The following is a 21,326-nucleotide window of genomic DNA, read 5'->3' as shown; positions in this document are numbered from 1 at the left end:
AAAAACTAAAAAATTATTTAAAAATACCACCAAAAAAAGAGGTTAAATATGAGTAAATTGACAAAATCGAAAACTTTTAAAATTGGTTTGGTTGGGTCTATTATTGGTCTTGGAGTTTTTGGTCTAACTGTCGGACTTAGCAGCTTGGCAAAATACAGATCAGAGCATCCACGGAAAGTTGTAAATGATTTTGCTACAAAAGTTTCAACTTTATCCTTTAGTCCGGATGCTTTTTTTGCTAATTCTGACTATTGAACAATCAAAAATCACCTTTTAGATTCCAAGAACCAAATCAAAAATAGCGAAAAGGTTCTAAAATCCTTTTCCTTTTTTTCTAAAAACGGTGATCAGTTAGAAAAAATTAACCTTGAAGATCCAGAATATAAAAATGCCGGAATTTCCTTTCATATTCTTGAAATTATCCCTGATGATGTCAATCAAAATTTTAAAGTCAAATTTCAATTATGACAAAAATTTGCAAACGGGGATATAGCAAAATCTGATATTTATCAAGAAGAAAGTGTCGCTTTTTTAAAGCAGTCAAATCTTTTAGTTGCCGAATTTAATTTTTCACTTAAGAAAATCACTGATAAATTAAATCAGCAAGTAGGAAATCTATCCCTAAAATCTACAAACTTTGCCGATGATTTAGCAAAGTTAACAAAACCGACATCCTCTTATAAAAATCCGGCAAGTTTTCGCGTACTTGATTTTCAAGAAGATCTAAATCAGGCACGAAATTCCGAAGAATTAGTCAAAAAACTTGCTATTTATTTTCCTTCACTTGATAATTTAATAACAAAGCTAAATGAATCTTCAGAAAATAAACTACCCGGAAATTCTGGGCATATTTTCGAATTTAGTCTTCGCAGATCACAGGCAACTAATCAATATGTCAGCGTTCAGAACCAAATTCCATTTCTATTTTTAGAAGCAGATCTTAGTCAAAGTGCTCGTGATTTAATTGGTCAAGATTTTAATTTTCGCCCAATAGTTTCATCAATTAAACTACAAAAACAAGACAATTCCTCCTACTTTTTAGATTTTAATCAGTTTTTAGCCAACTTAAAATTAAAAGATATTACCAAAACTGATTTTAATGAGCAAGGTTTAAAAACTTCGGCCTATGAAATTCTTAGTACAATTAGGTCTGGTTTTTTTGATAATAACGATCTTCGTTCTGATCAAGCCAAAGAATCAATTAATAAAATATTAAAAAATAAAATTAAATTTGATTTTGGCAAGTTAGATTCAATTTTTTCTGGCAAGGGAAATTCTGAAAGTCTTCAATATTATCTAGATGTAAAAAGGGCAAGTCTTGATAAAACTGATAAATCAACAATTTTAATTCCTTTTCGTCTAAAAGTTGATGAAAGTTTTTTCAAAACTTCAACTAATTTACCAGAGAATATCATTGCTCGAAAAGATGGAATTTTTAAACTAACCGGATTTGACCAAGGGCTCAATAATCAACTTCCAAAAATAAATCAAGAAATTTATAAAACAAAATATTTACCATTTTTTGAAAAAGGTAAGGAAAATCAAGATTTAGTTGATTTTGGGGGTGAACCGATAAATGGTCCTCTTTTAATTGCTAAAGTTGAAGTCGATGCACTTTTTAAAGAAAACAAACCAGAAGCAATTCATAAAGTACTTGAAACTAATTATAATTATCAATTTAATCCTTATCAGTCTTTACTTGATTCTTGAACAGGAAATTTAGTACAGCCAAAACTTGAAAACATTAAAGCCTTAAGGGAAAATGAAAAAGCGGCAGTATCCGAAGTCGGAATTGCTGAAATTTTATCACGTGATTTTTTCCTAGATGGGCATCAAGTTGCTAGTTTTTATCAGGATTTACTAACAAAAGATCGGCTAACAGTTATAGAAACTCTTTATGAATTAGGTAAAAAATGGGGACTTCATACAAATACAGCTAATTTCCCACGCTGAAAATTTAGAAATGCAAAAAACATTTTTGAGGAAGCAACACAGTATAAATTCCTAGTGGGTAAAAAAGGTAAAGAAAATTTTAGAAAAATAACCAAACTTACTTTTAATGGTCTATATCGCAATGAAAAGGGTCAAGGATTTTATGCTACTTTAGTTCTGCCAAAAGAAATCAAGGATAAACTAGCAAATAAAACTGATGCTGAAGTTTTTGCAGAATTAAAAAAACATTCTTTAATTGATTCTTCCGGCTTTAAAACTAGAAATATTGACAAAAAGCTTTTAGAAGGGGAAGACTTTGAAAATTTTGGTGATTTATTAAAAGCCTTTTTCCTAAAGGCTGCCCAATTTAATAATTTTGCTCCGTGAGCAAAATTAGATGATAATCTTAAATATTCGTTTGTGCCGAAAAAAGGAGATCAAGAAAAAGAGGGCAAAAAAGCTGAAATTGATAAAAAAGTTAAGGAATTAACAGATAAAATTAGTTCACCGGCGCCAGTTCCGCCAAAATCAGAAACAGCTAAACCCGTGGCGGCTAAACCAGAAGCTGCAAAACCTTTAAGCTCAACAACAAGTTCAGTTTCTTCGTCTTCATTAGAAGGAAATTATCTTCCAATTTCATTTGAATTTAAACTTTCTTATCGTGATGGAGCAAAATCGGAGTTAAAAACACCGGAAATTAAAGTATTTTTAGAACTTCAGACCGATAAAGATTATCAAGAAAATAAAATTATCAAAGAATTAGATAAAACGGTATTAGAACTCCAAAGCGAATTTAAAGAATGAAGATTAGATGAGTCTGCATTTTCTTCTTTAACTTTTCCCAAAACCCAAAAAAGTGAAGGAACTCCAAATCAAGGTAAAAAAGCCGAAGGCGCTCCTAATCAATCTAAAAAACCAGAGGAAAATAGCAATAAGCTAACAGAATATATTCAAGAATTAGGTACAAAAGTAGAAAAATCCCTTAAATCAAAAGGAAAAAACTACTCTGCTGAGGTTGAAAAAATTATAGAAGCATTTTCTGGAGGATATAAATTCCTTGACTTTGCATTAGTAGAACAAACTCCAAAACCTGAAACTCCAAAAACAGAAGCAGCAAAGCCTGAAACTACAAAACCAGTTGCGGCTAAACCCGTTAGTTCCCCGGCAGCAAAAAAATCAACACTTTATGTTCGCGTTCTCATTAGAAAAAAAGAAAATAAACAAGCCAAATAAAACCCGGAGGTATTTATCCTATGAAGTTAGCAAAATTACTTAAAAAACCTTTTTGATTAATAACAACAATTGCCGGAATTAGCCTTAGTTTATCAGCCGCTGTTGGTATAGTTGTCGGAATTAATTCTTATAATAAATCATATTATTCTTATCTAAATGAAAATCCAAGTCAGCTAAAAACTACTAAAACAACAAAAATATCCCAACAAGATTTTGATAAAATAGTCTCAAATTTAAAAATTAGGGATAATTTTAAGAAAATATCAGCAAAAACAGCTTTATCAGCGGTAAAAAATGATTTATACCGGTATGACTTAGTTCGGGCTTTTGAATTTTCAAGTTTAGAAACTAACAACTATCAAATTAGTTTTGATTTAGAAAATGCAGTAGTTGATCAAAATTCAATTAAAAATGTGCTAGTTTTTGCAAAATCTGAAAAAGATCAAATAACTTATTCAAAACAAATTGAACTTAAAGGTTTTGCTCAAGATGATGAAGCTGCAGGCGATCTTGTTAAATTCCAAATTGATCAAAGAAAATCCTTTGTTAATCTTTATAAATTTGATTATTCTTTTTCTGAATTTCAAAGAATTCTTAGCGAAAATTATCGACAAATAAGAAATGCAAATTCTTTTACAAGATTGGCAAATGCTTTGATTTCCTCAAAAGCAAGTCTTTCACTTTATAATTCTTTAGGGCAACCAGTATTTTTAGATGAAAATTATCGCTTAGAACCAGTTTTGAATTCAAAAAAAGAATTAAATTTACTAGAAAAAAATAAGAAATTGTATTTAGAACTTAATTTAGTTGAAAAAGAGAGCCAAAAGAAAATTAATTTAACACTAGAAATCCGTCCATTATTAACAAATCAAGAATTTACTAGTGAGTTAAAAACTTTATTTGAATCAAATTTAGACCAAAATCTTAGCCTAAATCTTGAACTAAAAAATGCTCTTTTCCATGATAGAACCAGTTTTTCTGAGTATTTATACGGAAGTCCACAGCAAAGAACTAAAACTGATCAAGTAAAACAAAAAGCTAAGGAATTAAAGGATCTTTTTGGTTTTAGGTCAGCAAAATTCTGACAGGATACAAAATTTGGAACTTTTTATGTAATAATTAAGCCCCAACTTTTAGAACCTGCAAAAATTAGTCAAGAAGATAAGAAAAAACTTCTAGCTGATAAAAAAATCCGTTTTGAAGTTCTAACCACCTTAAAAAGAAAAGCACTCGATCAACAAGATGTTCTCAGTGATATTCCAGTTTTAGTTGACCTAAGCCTTGATTCTAATAAATACGAAATAGCCTTAAGTCAAATTTTTAATTCAACAAATACAACCAAAGAATTTAAAATGCAAGAATATCAAGATAGAGCCAAGTTATCAACCAAAGAAATCAAAGAAACAATTGATAAATTAGCAAATCTTGCCGCAAAAGTTAGTAATTTATCCGAACCAAGTGATGAAGTTGTTCGTGCTGTCTATTTATTAAATACAGGGAAATATCTTTTTGATGATGAGATCCAGCAAGAAAAAACTAATCTTAAAAAAATAATAGAACAAGCCCGAATGAAAGCTGACACCAAGAATTTGGCTCCAAAAGTGCCTAGTCCTATTCAAAAACCAACTACATCTGCAACTTCTAGTGGAACTACTAAGACATCAACAGGGACAGAAAAAAAAGTTTCAGTAAGTGCTTTTTCTGATATAATTAGTATGAAAAACCAACCTGAACAAACAACTAAGAACGGTCAGGTCCAAGCTTCTTCTACAAGTCAGAGTCCAAAATCAAGTCTTAGCCAAAACAGTGGACAAAGTTCAATAGCTTTAGAAGAAAAATTTGGACATACAATTTGAAAGTTACTAAATACAGCGCAAATTTATAATTTTGAAAACACCCAAGGGCAATATACAATCTCAACAGAGGATGATAAATTAGTTTTTGACTTTATGCTTGTATCAAAAGCAGATCGAGCAATTATTTATCAAGGATCTAAAATTAGTCTTGGTGGTCTAATTAATTCTGATAAGTCTGCCTATGATGAGATTAAACAATTTAGCCCAGATCTTTTCCTTGATGCAACAATAGGAGAACAACCTGATTATAAAAAGCAAGCAAAAAAAGATTATACTTTAAAATCGTTAAGAGATTTAATGGGTAATGGCTTTGTTTATAAACCAGAAACTGGATCCAATCCACAAGAAAATGTACTCAAACTAGAATTACAAACACAAGCAGAGCAAAAAAAACCTCTACCAGGACTTAGATCAGGATTAATTTATATTGCATTTACCGTTAATAATATCAATAAAAATGATTATAAACCTCATTATCTAATAAGAGATAAAAATGATAAAGGTGTCTTCATTCAGAGATATCAAGATAAGGAAGAACCAAACGCTTTTGAGATTAGAATTGATTCATATGAGCCTGATGACTTCAGGGATAAACAATTTCAGGCTGCTGATACGATATTAGATGCAAGTGGTTCAATTGATCCTCGATCAAAGAAAAAAATTATTCTCCGTCAAAACGCTGATTATTTATTAGTAGTTTATAAGTCAAAAAAAGATATTGTAACAGAGCTTTATTCACTACCTTCAGCACAAGATAATAACAAAGAAAAGATTGTTAAAATAAAAAATAGAAAATCATTTCCCTCTCAAGGTTATACAGTTCAAGGTTCATTATTATATTCTTTATTTAGTCCTAATAAAATTGGAGATAGTCAACCTCAAAACCCAAAAACCCAACCGCCAGCTGTAAGTATAAAAGCAATAGCATTATTTGATAAAAAATCATTTACAAACGATACAGAAAAAATGCGTTTAATAAATAATGCTTTTATTAGTAATTATATAAAACAATAATTAATAAAAATCTATAAAAATATAGCAAATTTAATCTCCAAATATTAATTTGGAGATTTTTTATTTAAATTAGATATTTTATTATATTCTTTTCAGAGCAAAATTACTAAATTTAGGAAAAATTAGCTAAAAGTTTCTAATTTTTCCTTTTTTATTGCCTTTGCCTAATTTTTCCTTAAATTTGATAAACTGATTATTAAAGGATTTTTTTATTTTATAATAGCAGATGAACAAGATTAGTCTATGAATTAATAAAATTGAGCTAAATCTTCAAAGATACGAAAATGTTGTTCAGAATTTATATACAATTGCAATTGCTTATAGTCAAACTGAAAAAATATTTGCAATTAGACCTAATTTGCTTGATTTTCCGCACGGGATAGGTCTAAGAAAAATACCATTCTTAAAAAACTGACCGACAAAAAAAATTCTTACTTTAATTTATAATGGAAAATTACAGCAAAAATTCATCAGTTTTCAAAAATGAGATTTGCAAAAAAACCGTAGTTTATTAAATCAAATTAAAGCAAAATTGTTAGTATGGGAATATTATCTTGGTTTTCTAGAAGGAAATTATAAACAAACACTAGTGCTTCAAGAAGTTTTATATACAAAAAAACTTTATTTTTTTAGAGGTTTAGTTTGAAATAATGAAAAATATACAATGATTGTCGGGCTTAATAAATTCCAAGGTAATAAAATTTATGCAACTGAGTATTGTTCATTTTTTACTGCGCTTTTAACTTCAAAAGCAATTAGCCAAAAAGCTGAAAAATTTGATAAAATTTCTCAGATTAATAAAATTTGGTATAATTTCCAAAAATAATATTTTTTAGATAATTTTTCATAAATTTTTTAAGTCTAAAAAATTTATATACCTATAAAAAAGCTTGTAATCTAAATTTTTAACAAAAAATACAAAAAAAATAAAAAAAAGGTTATAATTTAAATATATAAGACAAGCAAATTTTTCCCTTTTTCGAGCTCAATAAAAAAACTTTTTAAAGTAAATTACCAGCATAATCTCCTCAATCTAAATAAAACCCGGAGGTATTTATCCTATGAAGTTAGCAAAATTACTTAAAAAACCTTTTTGATTAATAACAACAATTGCCGGAATTAGTCTTAGTTTATCAGCCGCTGTTGGTATAGTTGTCGGAATTAATTCTTATAATAAATCATATTATTCTTATCTAAATCAGATCCCAAGTCAGCTAAAAGTAACAGAAAAAGCTAAAATTAGTCAGGAAAAATTTGATTCAATTGTTTTAAATCTTAAAATTAAAGATAATTTTAAAAAATGATCGGCAAAAACAGTTTTAACTGCTGCCAAAAGTGATCTTTATCGTTATAATCTTGTTTCTGCTTTTGATTTAAGTGAACTAATAAACAATGATTATTTAGTAAGTTTTGATCTTGAAAATGCAGTAGTTGATCAAAATTCAATTAAAAATGTTATTATTTATGCAAAATCTGATAAGGATCAAATAACTTATTCAAAACAAATTGTACTTAAAGGCTTTGGAAATACAGAACAAGCTAGAACTAATTTTGATTTTAGCCAAATTGATTCAAGCAAGTCTTTTGTCGATCTTTCAAGGGCAAATCTAACTTTGATGGAATTCCAAATTTTGCTTGCCCAAAATTTTGAAAATGAAAGAGGAAGTAATTGATTTTCACGACTTGAAAGAGCCTTGGTTGCATCAAAAGCGAGTCTTTCACTTTATAATTCCTTAGGAGAACCCGTATTTTTAGGTCCAGATTATCAATTAGACCCAGTTTTGGATCGAAAAAAATTATTAACTTTGTTAAATAAAGATGGAAAATTAGTTCTTGGACTTAATTTAGTGCAAATTTCAACTAAAAAAACTATGAATTTAAATCTTGAAGTTCGCGGCGCGATTTCAAATCAGGAAATTTCTAAAATTCTAAAATCCTGACTTGAAACAAATCTTCAAGGCAAATTAAAAACCAAAGATGATTTGCAAATGGCACTAGTAAAAGATAAAATTAGCCTCTCTGATTATTGATATGGATCTCCGAATTCAAAAGTAAATACATCCCAAATTTTAACAAAAAGTAAAGAATTTAAAGATCTTTTTGATTTAAGTGAGTCAAATTTTTTTCTTAATACCAAAATCGGAACTGTCTATTTAAGTATTATTCCCAAACTTTTAGATCCAAGTCAGATTTCTGTTGTTGATAAGAAAAAACTAGCTGAAAATCAAAAAATTCGCTTTGAAATTACTGCTTCTTTAAAACGAAAAGCTATTGATAAAAAATTTATCATCCAGGATCTTCCAGTTTTTGTTGATCTAAAAGTTGATTTTAATAAATACCAAGCCGCTGTTGCCCAAATGTTTGGAACGATAAAAGCAGTTAAAGAATTTTCAATGCCTGAAGATCAAGATGCAAAAACTTTATCCTCAAATGAAATAAAACAGCGAGTTGATCGACTTTTTGAACTAGCAAAAACAGTGACTAATTTGGAAAATCCAAGTGAAGAAGTTCTTAAAAGCATTTATTTATTAAATACGGGAAAATATTTAGTTGACCAAGACCAGGAAAAAGTAAAACAAGAGTAAAAACTGTGATTGAGGGCTTAAAATCAAAGGCAAATACTCAAAAAACAGAAAAAAATAGCCCCACACAACCGAAAAAACCAGAGGTTTCACTAGCTAAAACAACAGAAAATTCAGCAAAAACAGTCAAGGTAAGCACTTTTGCAGAAGAAGCTAAGGGACAAAGTCAAAGTCAGCAAACACAACCAGTTTCCACTTCATCCCCTCAAACTAGTCAAAATTCGAATTCTAATTCCACAAGCAGTACGAATTTAACCTTAGAAAATGAAAAATTTGGGACAAGCATTTGAACAGCTTTTAATTTCGCTAATATTTATAAACTTGAAAATACAAAAAGCGAATATGAGATCTCAACTTTAGGAAATAAGCTATTTTTTGATTTTAAATTAGTTGATAAAACTAATCAAAATCTAATTTTGGCCCAGTCCAAAATTAGTCTTAATAATATTATTAATTCTAATAAATCTGCCTATGATATAATTAAGAAATTCAATCCCGATGTATTTCTAGATGGAACAATTAATTATCAAGATCAAGGAAAAGATAAAAAAGAATTTATCCTAAAAGATTTAAGTGATAATAAATTAATATTTAAATCAGAAGATGCAATTCAAACTGATCAAGGTTTAGAGCTAAGGAAACCTTTGAAATTAAGCCCAACAACGAACTCTTCTTCTACTACTTCACAAAAGACTAATAAAAAGGATGATATTGGAGTGTTTTGACTAGCGCTTCAAGTTAATAATATAACAGATTTCAAAAATCATCATCTAATATCCGATGGAAAAGGAAATGGAATAATTCTTAACAAATACAAGGTCAAGGATGAAACTGGTTATCAATTAGGACTAGAATATCCTGGAAGGAATGAAAATAATTTTATTACTGATATTGTTGATCTAGTCGACGGTTTTATCAAATTTATTTTTGGATGAAAACAGGACCAAAATAATAGTAGTTTTTTGGACACACCCTCACTTTTAATTGATTTTAACAAGTATAAAAACAAAAAAAATACTGAATTTATCAAGGCGAATACAAAAATTCTTTTAGAGGTTGTAGAAAACAATGATCGACTTTCTGTTTCAGTATTTTCTTCTCAAGCAGGAAAAAATCATAAACAAATTATAGAAAGTAGAATGCATAGAAGTTTACATTATAAAAAAGCAGACAAAGCCAAAGAAGGTGTAAGCCCAATCCCAAGTTTTACTGATATTTTAAATGAATTACAAATTGGAGCTACTGATAGCGATCCAAAAACTCAAAAGGCACCAGTAACATTCAAAGCGTTTATGATGTCAAATGATAAAAATTTAGTATTTGGATCAAACATTAATAATCAAGAAATTCGCCAAGCGCTTATTGATGCTTATATAGTTGATAAGAATTAAACAAAAAAATAGTTTATATTTTTCAAAAATAAAAAACAGCGTCTAGATTCGCTGTTTTTTTTGCACTAATAAGCCGCGTTCTGTATTAATCAATCATTTATCTAAGTTCTTTATAAAAATATTATAATAGAACTTCCCAATTAAAGTTTGTTTCCCGAAATTGGGCTCCCTTACCAAAATTTAGGTTTCTAGCTCATGGAGTTTACCGCGTTTCACCTTATTTATTAATTTAAAAATTCTAAACTATTTTTTAATATAAACAAATTAATAAATAAACTCGTCTCTGTGGCACTGGTCGTCTAAAGCTTGGATTTATTAGATCCAACATGAACACTACTACCATCTCAGGTAGTGCTAGCGCGGACTTTCCTCAAATATAAATTTGTTAAATATAACAATTATAAAAAAATTATTATATTTAATTATATCTGCAATTGACTTGTGCAAATTATAATTATACCATATAAAATTAAAGATGTTTTATATAAAAATAATTAAACTTATTTTTTAAATTAAATAAAAAAATAGTGGTTAAAATTTACCACTATTTTTTTGAAATTTATAACAAGAAAAAATTTATTTTCTAATATTTAAGGCTTCAATTGTTTCCTTATATGTATCAAAACTATTGATTCTTAAATAATTTAAAAGTTTTTTTCTTTTATTAACTTTGGCAATAAAACCGCGCATTGAATGCTTATCCTTCTTATTTTTTAAAAAATGGAGTTTTAATCTTTCGATATCCTCAGTTAAAAGTGCAATCTGAACGCTTGTATTTCCTGTATTTTTTGGATTTTTCCCAAATTTTAAGATAATTTCCTGTTTTCTCGCTTTTGATATCATTTTGAAATCCTTTCAAAAATTTAATTAAAAATTTAAAACCTAGTATTAATCCGCGAAAACTATTAAAACCAAGTAATAAATCAAATCTTTCTAAATTATACAATAAAAAAGTAAAAAATTAACTATTAACTAAAATTTTTCCAAATTCTTCTGGATCAAGAGAGGCTCCACCTACAAGGGCGCCATCGATGCTTTTCTGGGATACTAACTCGTTAATATTCTTAGAATTAACAGAGCCTCCATAAATTACCATTGTATTTTTCCCAAAATTTTCCTTAATCAGTCCACAAACTTTTTCTGCTATTGCAGCCGTTGCTGTTTTGCCAGTTCCAATGGCCCAAATTGGTTCATATGCAATAATTGCCTTTTGAAAATTTAGAACTGATTTTATAGCATTTATCTGCGAAATTATCACTTTTTTAGTTAGGCCGGCTTCAAATTCTAAAAGACTTTCACCAACACAAAAAACAGGAATTAAATCATATTTTTGTGCTTGTAAAATTTTATTTTTTAGTTCTTCATCTTTTTCTTTAAAAATTTCTCTTCTTTCAGAATGCCCAATAATTACATATTTTGTCCCTAAATCCTGCAGCATTTTGCCACTGATTTCCCCAGTAAAGGCTCCTGAATCAAACTGACTAAGATTTTGAGCAGCAATTTCTAATTTTTTAGTCAAGGACTTAGAAATTAGTGATAAAGATATAAAACTTGGAGCTATTGCAAAATCTAAATCTTCTTTGATTTTGCCCACATTTTCCTGATAGAAAATGTCAAATTTTTGAATAAAATCACGTGTTTCACTTACGGTTTTATTCATTTTTCAATTTCCAATAATAATTTTTTTCATAATAAATATTAATCAATTATATCATTTTTTCGTTTAATTTAAAGGTAAAAAATTTAAATTATCCTTTAAATTAAAGTATTTTTTCATTTAAGAAAAAAAATTGGCACTCTTTACTTTTAAGTGCCAAAAAATATGTTATAATTTATTTTGTTAAGAAAAATAAAAAATTAAAAAGGAAAAAAATGAAACAAAAACTCGAAAATCTTGAAAAATACGCAAGAAATTTAACAAAATTAGCAAAAGAAAATAAAATTGAACCTGTTATCGGCCGCGATGACGAAATTAGAAGGATTATCAAAATTTTATCCCGAAAAACAAAAAATAATCCTGTCCTTGTCGGGGATCCTGGAGTGGGTAAGACTGCAATTGTTGAAGGAATGGCTCTAAAGATTATTGCAAATCAAGTACCGGATAATTTAAAAAATAAACAAATTTTTGAATTAGATCTAACCTTAATTCTTGCAGGTGCTTCTTTTAAAGGTGAATTCGAAAAACGAATTAAGGCAATTTTGCAAGAAATTGAGCAAAATTCCGATCAAGTTATTATTTTTATTGATGAAATTCACCTTCTAATTGGAACAGGATCTTCTGGGACTGATTCAATGGATTTTGCCAATATCCTAAAACCAATTATGGCTCGCGGACAGATTAAATTAATCGGGGCTACCACAAATTCCGAATATCGCTTATATATCGAAAAAGATGGCGCCCTTGAAAGAAGAATGCAAAAAGTAGAAATTTTAGAGCCTTCAGTTATTGATACAATTAATATTTTACGGGGAATTAAGGAAAGGCTAGAAAATTTCCATCAAGTAAAAATTAAGGATTCTGCTCTTGTTTTTGCTACAAAAGCGGCAAATCGTTACATTTTTGACCGCTTTCTACCTGATAAAGCTATCGATTTAGTCGATGAAGCTGCTGCTTCTTTAAAAGTTGAAATCAACTACCAACCAGAAAAACTTGAAAAAGCAAAGCGCGAGCTAATTTATTTAAAAATGGAAGAAATTAACTCGCAAAAACAAGATAATTCAGAATTAAAATCCAAAATTGAAAATCTTGAAAATGAAGTAAAAAAATTACAAGATCAATGGGATCAATCAAAAAAATCAGCCTCTGAAATCGCTAGCTTATCCCAGGAACTTGAAAAACTAAAATATCAACAAAATTACTTAATGGAACAAGGAGACTACCAAAAAGCCGCCGAGATTAAATACGGAAAAATTCCCAAAATAAGTAAAAAATTAGGCGAAATTAAAGCAAGAAGGCAGGAAATTTCCAATGTTCTAGACGAAAGTCAGATCGCAAAGGTTGTCTCTAATTGAACAAAAATTCCGATTGAAAAACTTTTAGAATCAGAAATTCAAAAATATTTGAATTTAGAAAAAAATTTAGCAAAATCGCTTAAGGGTCAAAATCAGGCAATTAAGGCTGTTTCAGATGCGATTTTGCGGTTTAAAGCTAAAATTAATGATGAATCCCGCCCAATTTCATCATTTTTCTTTATGGGACCAACTGGGGTGGGAAAAACTGAACTTGCTAGAGCTTTAGCTCTTAATTTATTTAATAATAAAAACCAAATAATCCGTCTTGATATGTCAGAATATATGGAAAAACATAGTGTTTCAAAGCTAATTGGGGCTCCTCCGGGTTATATTGGTTTTGAACAAGGTGGTAATCTAACAAATAAAGTAAGACTAAATCCTTATTCGATTATTTTGCTTGATGAAATTGAAAAAGCTCATCCGGAAGTAATCAACATTTTTTTACAAATTCTTGATAATGGTGAAATTGTTGATAGTAAGTCACAAAAAGTAAATTTTCGCAATACAATTATAATTATGACCTCAAATATCGGTGCTAATAAAATTCTTGAGGGTAAAAAGATGAATGAAATTGAGGCAAAAAAGGAACTTTTAAGATATTTAAAGCCAGAATTTCTCAACCGAATTGATGAAATTATCGTATTTAATCCTTTAAATTATGATATAATTTTTGAAATTATTGAACTTGAACTAAAGGATTTGCAAAATCGTCTAAAGGAAAATAATTTTGAGATTGAATTTGAAAAATCAGTCAAAAATTGAATTTTAGAGTTTGGATATGATAAAAATTTTGGTGCCAGGCCAATTAAGCGCTTTATTAAGAAAGAAATTGAAAATTTTGTTGCCAAAAAAATAGTGGCCGAAGAAATTTTAAAAGATAAAAAATACAATTTATCTTTTAAAAATGATAAATTGCATCTTAATGAAAGCGAAAATTAATCTTTTATTTTAAAGAATTTTCCAAAGCTGTTCTAAAAGTTTGTTTATCCTCAAACTGATAATCAAATTGTGTGAAAAATTTAAACAAAACCTCGGTATTTACGTGGTTTTTGTTATTTTCGGAATCCCCAAGAATTAAAGATAATTTCTCGTTTTGACTAGAAGTATCAGAATTTTGGGGGTTTTTTTGCCAAAAGTTTTCTTCTAATTCGATGCCCGGTTGATCTTTTTGTTCTAAATTTACGACTTTTATAAGAATCTTTTTATTTGTGGAGGCGTTATTTTGATTTGAATCTTGATTAAATCCATTATAAGAAAGCACAAAATTAGTAAAGTCACCTTTTGAAACAGGTAAAATTCCGATAATTTTTTTGGAATTAACGGAATTTTCAGTTGTAGTTGCTGTCTCAATTTCGCTTTTTTTGGAAATGCCTACTAGCCAAACTGGAGTATTATCGGGAATTTCGGAATAATTTTGCTGATTTTGTAAGTTAATCTCGCTTTTTTTTGATAATTTTTTGACCCAAATTAGATTACTTTCTGAATTATTTATGTTTTGTGCTTGATTTTTTTGGGTTGTAAAATTCAAAACAATTTTATATTTATTTACATCTAAATTATTTTGAATTGAAAAACCATAAAAAAATGGTTTTTGCGGATCAAATTCTACGTCTTTTCAGTCAGAACCCTCCGGATTTGCAGGATCCTTATAAACAAATTTAAGCCCAACATCATTTAAACTCGGATATAAAGCCCCTAAATTCTTAACTATTTTTACCGCGTTCGGATTTGGATCACCAGTATTTTTTTTATCTGGAATTAAAGAAACTTGCGGATTTGTAATTGATTTAAAACTTTTAATTATCTTTGGATTTAAACTATTTTGATCAAAAGTTTCAAATCCACCCCCTCCATCAAAATAAAAGCTAGCAGAATTTTGTTTTGCAACAAAAAGCGGCGGATTTGATGGGGCAAGTCCGGCAATTTTTATATCTTTTTGGCCTAAAATTTTATTAGTTCGATCTTGAATACTAATTGTTATTTTTAATTCTCGGCTAATATTATCAAAGAATAAATTATATTTAACTCCATAAGAAAAAATTTGTTTGGAATTAATTATATTATTCATTTTAGCGAAAATTTCTGCTAAAATTTCTTCAGGTTTAAGAGTTTTATCAGTATTTTTCTCAACTGGAAATTCAAGGGCATCCTTAAAAAAGTCTTTAAATCAGGACACAATTGCCTTCTGACTGGCCAGACTATCATAAGTTGGGCTGCTTGCTAAATTAACAATTTCATAGCCTTTATTTGTGTTTTTATTCTCCTCATAAGAATAAAAACTAGCATTAATTTTTTTTAAATTATTAATAATTTCACTACCACTAAAATAATTAAAATTATTTTTTATGATATAATAATTATTATTTTTAATTACATTGTTAAGATAGCGTTGTGCTAAATCTTTAAAAGGTTTTAATATATAAACAAAGCTGAAATTACGGTAATTTATCTCAGTTTTGAGTTTTTCAGCGTCTTTATCAATTGGGCCTTTCGCTTGAGTGCTTCTAGCTTTGTTTTGTTGCTGGAATAAAACAGGTTCGATTTTTTTAGCACTAAGATTTTCAGATTTATTTTGTCCTTGGTTCGAAACAGTAATATCTTTTGGATTTTCCTGCTTATTTTGTAAATTTTTAGGACCAAGTTGCTCAGACTCAATACTATTTTGGGCTTGATCTTGGTCAGCAATTAAACCTTTTCTTGCTTGAAAATCAATTTGAACAAGCAGTTCGACTTCGCTTAAGCGATCCATTTGTGTGTTGGTCGCGAATAATTTAATAGCAAAATTTGGTAATGAATTAGTAAAAAGTGCTTCTAATTTTGAGATATCAAAAAATTGATCAACCCCTTTTGCACTAATGAAAAAAGTTGATAAAGAAACATTTTTGGCAACAATTTCCTCAATTTTTTCGTTTTTCAGCTCAATTAAATCATCTTCTTTTTTTAATAAATTGTTAAGATAATTTGTGACCTCACGATAATTAAGTAAATTTGTAACTTTGAGATCAAAAGAACGAATTCTTTTGTTATTTTCATCAAAAATATCAAATGATATTCATAAATTTCCATTTGGATCTTCTAGATTTTTAAAAACTATATCACCTAATTCATCCTTTTTAAAATCAAAGTGAGTTTTTTCTGGGAAATTTATAATTGTATTATTTGAATCTAGTAATAAAAAAGATCCGTATTTTTCAAGGGTTTTTTTGGCATCCTGAGTTTTTTTATAGTCATTATTTAAACTATCAATCAAAGAAAGTGCGTTTCATTTTTTTCTAATCTCAACAGGCTTTAAAACAAAAGCGGATTTTTGCTGATCAACACTAAAATTCACAAAAGGAATCTCACCTTTACCACTAAAACCACGAATTGAATGAACTTTTGAATAAACTTTATTGCTTAATTGATCATGAGCGGAAAAAACAACGTTAACTAAATTGTTATTTACAACTTTTGTAACCAAATTTTTATCATCAACATCAGAGTTATCAATCGGGTTGATATTAAGTTTTAAAAATGGGTATTTTGTACTAAAATCTGCAAGGTTAAAAAGGTTAACTAAATGAAAATTAGACTGTAAATTACGAGATAATTCAAGAATTTGATTAGCCGAATACTTGACAAAATCTTTGTCAATTTCAAGTTTGTCGATAATTTCGCCAAACTTTTTATTAGTTAGGTCGATTCCCATTTGACTTAAATCTGTTGTTTCTAATTTTCGCGTATCAACCTTTTTAAAATATTTTGACTCGCTTACTGCATAAGTTAGATAAGAAAAACCAAAAATAGCTCCAGCAACAACTGGTCATGTCGCCATAATCATCAGCGCTCTTTTATTTGAAACTTTTTCAACAGTTTTAATTTTTGTTTCTTTCATAGATCTAACTAGTTTCTCCTAAATTGTCGATTTGGTTTAATTACTGTAAAGACAAGTGGATATTTTGCTTCTTTTTCTGCGGGTTTGAAAATTTCAAGCTGATTTTTTTGATTATTTTCTTGGTTTTGGCTAGATGTTATTGAAGTTTGACTAGAATCTGAAGCTAATTGAGATTTTTCTTGTTTTTCTTGTTTACTTTCAGCTTCTGTTGCTTTTGGACTAACATCCTGTTCTTTTTTTTCTAGTTCTGGTTCCAAAATATTTGGAAAAACAATCTGTTTTTTCTCACTTGCATCTAAGTCTTTAACTGCAAATCTAATTTTTAAATTCCCAAATTTGTCCTTAAAAACACTATTTGCTTTGTAAATAAGTCCATTTCCGCTAAGTAAAGGATAAATTTTCATAAATGTTTTATTACCAAAAAGCTTTTTGAAACTATTCATTGTTGCTTTAAAATCCTTATCTTGAGAACTAAATTCAGCTTTTAGAATGTCTTCAGGTTGTTTTTTCAGAGCTTCAGCAGAGGTAAAATTACTATCAGCAAGCTCTAATTTCAGTAAGGACTGGGGGAAATTTAGCATATTATAAGATAGTTTTTCAAGTGTAATTCCACCTTTTTCAGCTAAAAAAACCTTTAATTTTAACGACTTAATTGGTGTGCGGAAAACAATTTTTTCACTATTAGGCGCAGTAAAAATGTAATAATAACCAAGTTTAAAAATCTCAGTTTCTTGTTCTGGTTTTGGTTGTTGAACTAAATTTTGACTGTTTTCTTGAGCTGTTTTTGGAGTCTGCTGTTTTTTGTCAGATTCTTCTTGGCCCTGATTTTGATTATTATTTTTTTCTTCTTGAAAAAAACTTAGGCTAATTTTTTGATCACTTTTTTGTCCAACGGCAGGAGAATTTTCTTTATTTTCAAGTTCTTTCTTCTCAGATTCTTCTTTAAAATCCGGGGTTTTTTCTGCTTTTTTAGATTTTCCTGGTTCTGGTAGTTGAACTTGATCAATTATCTCATCATCTTGGTTTGCTACAAAAACAATTTTATAATTAAGACCAGCGGCAAAACTGTCAAATTGCGAAACTAAATCATTGCTTTTATAAGTTTCAATAAATAAATCAGTAAAACTAGCCGCATCCAATGTGACTTTTTGTCTTTCTGGACTATTTTTTAATGCCTCAATTTGATTAGTTAGATTTTTAATTAATGAAATTTCATACTGATTTTGCAGAATAGAAACTATTTTATCATTAAAAGCGGCTTGTTCATTTTCTTGCTGTAATCTATCAGTTTTTGGACCTTCATCCTGGGAATCTGAGGATTTTTCCGCAGGTAAATTCGGACTTTTTAAAGACGAATTCCCGTTTTTTTCCTTTTCCTTGCTATCTTTAGCTTGTTCTGGATTTTTTTGGTCGTTGTATTTTTCTTGTTTATCAGTTTCTTGCTTTGGTTCTTCTTCGGTTTTTGGCTGATTTTGCTGAACCTTTACTAACTCGGGCTGTGTTTCAGACATTGATTTTTCTGGTTTTTCATTTTTTTCAGAAGAAATTGCCGTTGTAGAACTATTTTTCGCTGTCTTTTGGTTTAAATTTGTTGCTTTTTTTTCTAGTTTTTTTGACTCTTTTTCGGAAATCTCAGTCTTAAGCGCCTCAAAAAATGGCTCAATATATTTTTTTGCCTCAGCCTTTTCAAGGGATAAAATCTTTTTTGTAAAAGCAATAAATTCACGACTATTTTCAAAAAAAGGACGGCTTTGACTACCATCTTCAAGTTTTTTGGCCACTAAGGTTCTTCTGCTAAATTCTTGAACTGATGGGAAATTATAACTTGAAATCCAAGCATCAAGAATCTCTTTTTCCGGAAAAGTTAGATTAAATTTTGTCGGATCTGTTAAGATTTGGTAAATTTGTTGCTGTTGGTTTAAGTTTAATAATCTTTCCAATTCGAATTTTGAAACTGTTTCAAATGCTTCAAAAATATCGTCTTTATCGCGATTTTTTTCACTAATGAATTTTAAATTGACTATCGGAAGACTAGAAAAATTCTTTGGATCAAAAACTGTAGCATCAAATGAAGATGAATTTTTAAATTTTCTTAGTAAAACTTGTGTTTCTGTTTTTAATTTGTTTTTCTTTTCGCTATCAAGCGGATAAGAAATTTCAAAAGGGATGTTAATAAACGATGAATTTTGATCGCTATTGAAGTTGATTTTATCAACTAAAAGTTGATATTCAAATTTTTCTTTAATATTTGGTTCTAAATTGTTATTTTGGCTAAAATCAAGCTCTAAATCATTATTTAATAAAGAATTTAGTGCATTTTTGGCTTCTTCTGGAGTTTTTAAAGATATATTATCTTCCTTATATTTAAGAAAATTATAAATTCAAAAAATTGACTTTTGCGACAAATCAATTTTTTCTTGCGGATTTTCACTTGAAAATTCATCAATTTTTGGCTCAACTAATTTCGGAATTCTAATAAAAACTTTCGGGTCAGCAAATGCAGATTTATTTAATGCTAAATCAAAAAGTAAAAAGCTAAAATTTTTAGTAATATTTGTGTTAAAACTTTTCGGAAATAATTTTTTTGCTTGATCAGTAAAACTAACTCTACCTTGTATTTCAAGAAAATCAGGATTTAATTGAGATGGTTTTATCCAACTGTCATCATCATTTTTAAGAATTTCGATTTTATAAGGAAAAATTAAATTATCTTTATATTTAATAGCAAAATTTTTGTTTTTAAGTACCGAATCAAAGTCAAAATTAAAAAAATCACGAATTCTTTTAATTGCATCTTGAGCAGTTTCATGGCTGTTTATTTCAGTTAAAAAATCACTTGCTAGTCAATTTTTAGGGTTTTTTTTACCTTTATCACCATTAGAATAAGGGCTAATATTTTTCAGATCAATTTCTAAAGCTTGATAAAAATTCTCTAAAAAAAAGGTAGAATTTGGACTTATGGCTACTTTTTCACTTTTGATATCAGATTTTATAACTCTTGATCCGTTAAAGGATTTTAACACAAATTCCACATTAAATTGTTGATTTGCATCATCAGGTTCAATTTTTAGAAACTCTGCTCAAATGCCATTGGGAAGTTTATAAGGTTGTAATCTTTTGTAATTAAGAGTATAAAAATCAAAAAATTCGCCGCTTTTTTCACTACTTTCTAAGTTTTTCCACTCTTTTTTTAGACTTGCATAAGTTGAAAAAGGAGAAATTTTTTGGGCATTAAAACTAAGTCCATTAATTTTTTGGGCTAGCCGATTTAGATCGGCAATTGTTGTATTATAAGAATTTTTTTTGATTACTGCAAGACCATAAGATACTGCAACTGAAATACCAAGAATTCCCAGAATAGATGAACTTAGTCCTAGGCCTAACAAAATTTTTGACTTTCTTGTTAAATATTTTGTTTTTTTTATTTTCTTAACAATTTTCACAACCTTATTGCCCCTTTTTAATTTCTATTTAATTCGGTTAGTTAAAATTTTCCCAACTATAGCACCATCACTTGCTGCCGTTACAATTTGGCGAATTTCTTTGCTAACTACATCGCCGACAGCATAAATTCCGGGTATTTTTGTCTGACCATAAGAATCAACATCAATAAAATTAATTTGATTTAATGCTTGCCTATGGTTTTTTTCTAAAAATTTTGTAGCTGGTAAAAACCCAATATAAGGAAAAAGTGACTTAATTTCAAGTACTTTTTTCTCACCGTTATGATCAATTAGAGCAGATTCTAACTGATCTTTTCCCCTAAGTTCTAAAACTTTTGCATTAAACCAAATTTCGACATTTTTATTTTTTTTGAGATCTTCGATCAACATTGGCTCAGCATTAAATTGGCTATCACGAACCAAAATATAAACTTTTGAAGCAATTGAAGCCAAAAAACTACCTTCTTCAACAGCAGAATTCCCACCACCTATTACAATTGCAGGTTGATTTGCATAAAAAGGACCATCGCAGACAACACAATATGAAACACCCCTTCCCTCATATTCAAGGTAATATTTTATATCAAGCGGTTTTCTTTCGACCATCCCTGAAGCAACTACAACTGCTCGGCCTTGAAAAATTTTTCCGTCTTTACAATAAACTTTATGGTCAAATTCATTTTCAGTTTCGATAAAATCGACATCGCAAAAGCGGTGTTTTGCGCCGAATTTTAAAGGATGTTTATACATTCTAAGCGCTAATGTTGCACCATCAATTATCTCATCCCCTGGTCAATTTTCTATTTTTGACTGGGAGACTAATTTTCCACCTGGGGCACCTTTTTCCAGAATTAACACTTTTAAATTGCCACGAGAGGCATAAAGGGCGGTTGTCAGACCCGCAGGACCTGCACCAATAATTATTACATCATAATTTTCCATAGCAAAGCACCTTTCATAAAAATATTATAATAAATTATATACAAATT

The 21,326-nt window shown here is 28.9% G+C and carries 9 protein-coding genes, 1 other RNA gene and 1 pseudogene; 5 read left to right on the top strand and 6 right to left on the bottom strand.

From position 1 onward, the window contains the following. Positions 1-48 precede the first annotated feature (48 nt). The 4 genes and pseudogenes from mhp271 (at position 49) to MHJ_RS00575 (ending at position 10,008) form a co-directional block, all read left to right on the top strand. Positions 49-3,165 carry a P97 family multifunctional adhesin Mhp271 gene (mhp271, locus tag MHJ_RS00595; RefSeq protein WP_011283914.1) on the top strand — a complete coding sequence of 1,039 codons (3,117 nt, stop codon included), beginning with the start codon at positions 49-51 and terminating at the stop codon, positions 3,163-3,165. A gap of 20 nt (positions 3,166-3,185) precedes the next feature. Next, the gene (locus MHJ_RS00590; protein ID WP_011283913.1) at positions 3,186-6,035 is read left to right on the top strand and encodes a P110/LppT family adhesin N-terminal domain; all 2,850 of its coding nucleotides are present in this window, start codon (positions 3,186-3,188) and stop codon (positions 6,033-6,035) included. A gap of 226 nt (positions 6,036-6,261) precedes the next feature. Further along, on the top strand, positions 6,262-6,861 hold the full coding sequence (locus MHJ_RS00585) for a hypothetical protein (protein WP_011206110.1): 600 nt from the start codon (positions 6,262-6,264) through the stop codon (positions 6,859-6,861). A gap of 235 nt (positions 6,862-7,096) precedes the next feature. Then, positions 7,097-10,008, top strand: a pseudogene (locus tag MHJ_RS00575) (P110/LppT family adhesin N-terminal domain). Positions 10,009-10,072: 64 nt separating this feature from the next. Here the strand turns inward: MHJ_RS00575 and rnpB are convergent. The 3 genes from rnpB to tpiA form a co-directional block, all read right to left on the bottom strand. Continuing rightward, an RNA gene (gene rnpB / locus MHJ_RS03605) (RNase P RNA component class B) lies at positions 10,073-10,454 on the bottom strand. A 130-nt stretch (positions 10,455-10,584) separates the two neighbouring features. Next, positions 10,585-10,851 (bottom strand): 30S ribosomal protein S15, encoded by a 267-nt coding sequence (gene rpsO / locus MHJ_RS00570; protein ID WP_011206113.1) that lies wholly within the window; start codon positions 10,849-10,851, stop codon positions 10,585-10,587. Positions 10,852-10,969: 118 nt separating this feature from the next. After that, entirely contained in the window at positions 10,970-11,698 is a 729-nt protein-coding gene (gene tpiA / locus MHJ_RS00565) for a triose-phosphate isomerase (protein WP_011206114.1), read from the bottom strand. 182 nt (positions 11,699-11,880) lie between these two features. Here tpiA and MHJ_RS00560 point away from each other — a divergent pair, with 182 nt between their 5' ends. Next, a complete protein-coding gene (locus MHJ_RS00560; protein ID WP_052259107.1) occupies positions 11,881-13,959 on the top strand; it encodes an ATP-dependent Clp protease ATP-binding subunit in 2,079 nt (692 codons plus the stop codon). Positions 13,960-13,963: 4 nt separating this feature from the next. Here MHJ_RS00560 and MHJ_RS00555 read toward each other — a convergent pair whose 3' ends face one another. The 3 genes from MHJ_RS00555 to MHJ_RS00545 are packed head-to-tail and all read right to left on the bottom strand — an operon-like array spanning position 13,964 to position 21,279. Then, on the bottom strand, positions 13,964-16,894 hold the full coding sequence (locus MHJ_RS00555; protein WP_044284587.1) for a P110/LppT family adhesin N-terminal domain: 2,931 nt from the start codon (positions 16,892-16,894) through the stop codon (positions 13,964-13,966). 8 nt (positions 16,895-16,902) lie between these two features. Then, a complete protein-coding gene (locus MHJ_RS00550; RefSeq protein ID WP_011283910.1) occupies positions 16,903-20,337 on the bottom strand; it encodes a P97 family adhesin in 3,435 nt (1,144 codons plus the stop codon). A 24-nt stretch (positions 20,338-20,361) separates the two neighbouring features. Then, entirely contained in the window at positions 20,362-21,279 is a 918-nt protein-coding gene (locus MHJ_RS00545) for an NAD(P)/FAD-dependent oxidoreductase (RefSeq protein WP_011206118.1), read from the bottom strand. Positions 21,280-21,326: the final 47 nt, after the last annotated feature.

Origin of the sequence: Mesomycoplasma hyopneumoniae J (assembly GCF_000008205.1) — a bacterium.
Lineage (GTDB): Bacteria > Bacillota_I > Bacilli_A > Mycoplasmatales > Metamycoplasmataceae > Mesomycoplasma > Mesomycoplasma hyopneumoniae.
The sequence above is the reverse complement of the archived record's forward strand: the minus strand, read 5'-3'. Positions and strand labels throughout refer to the sequence as shown.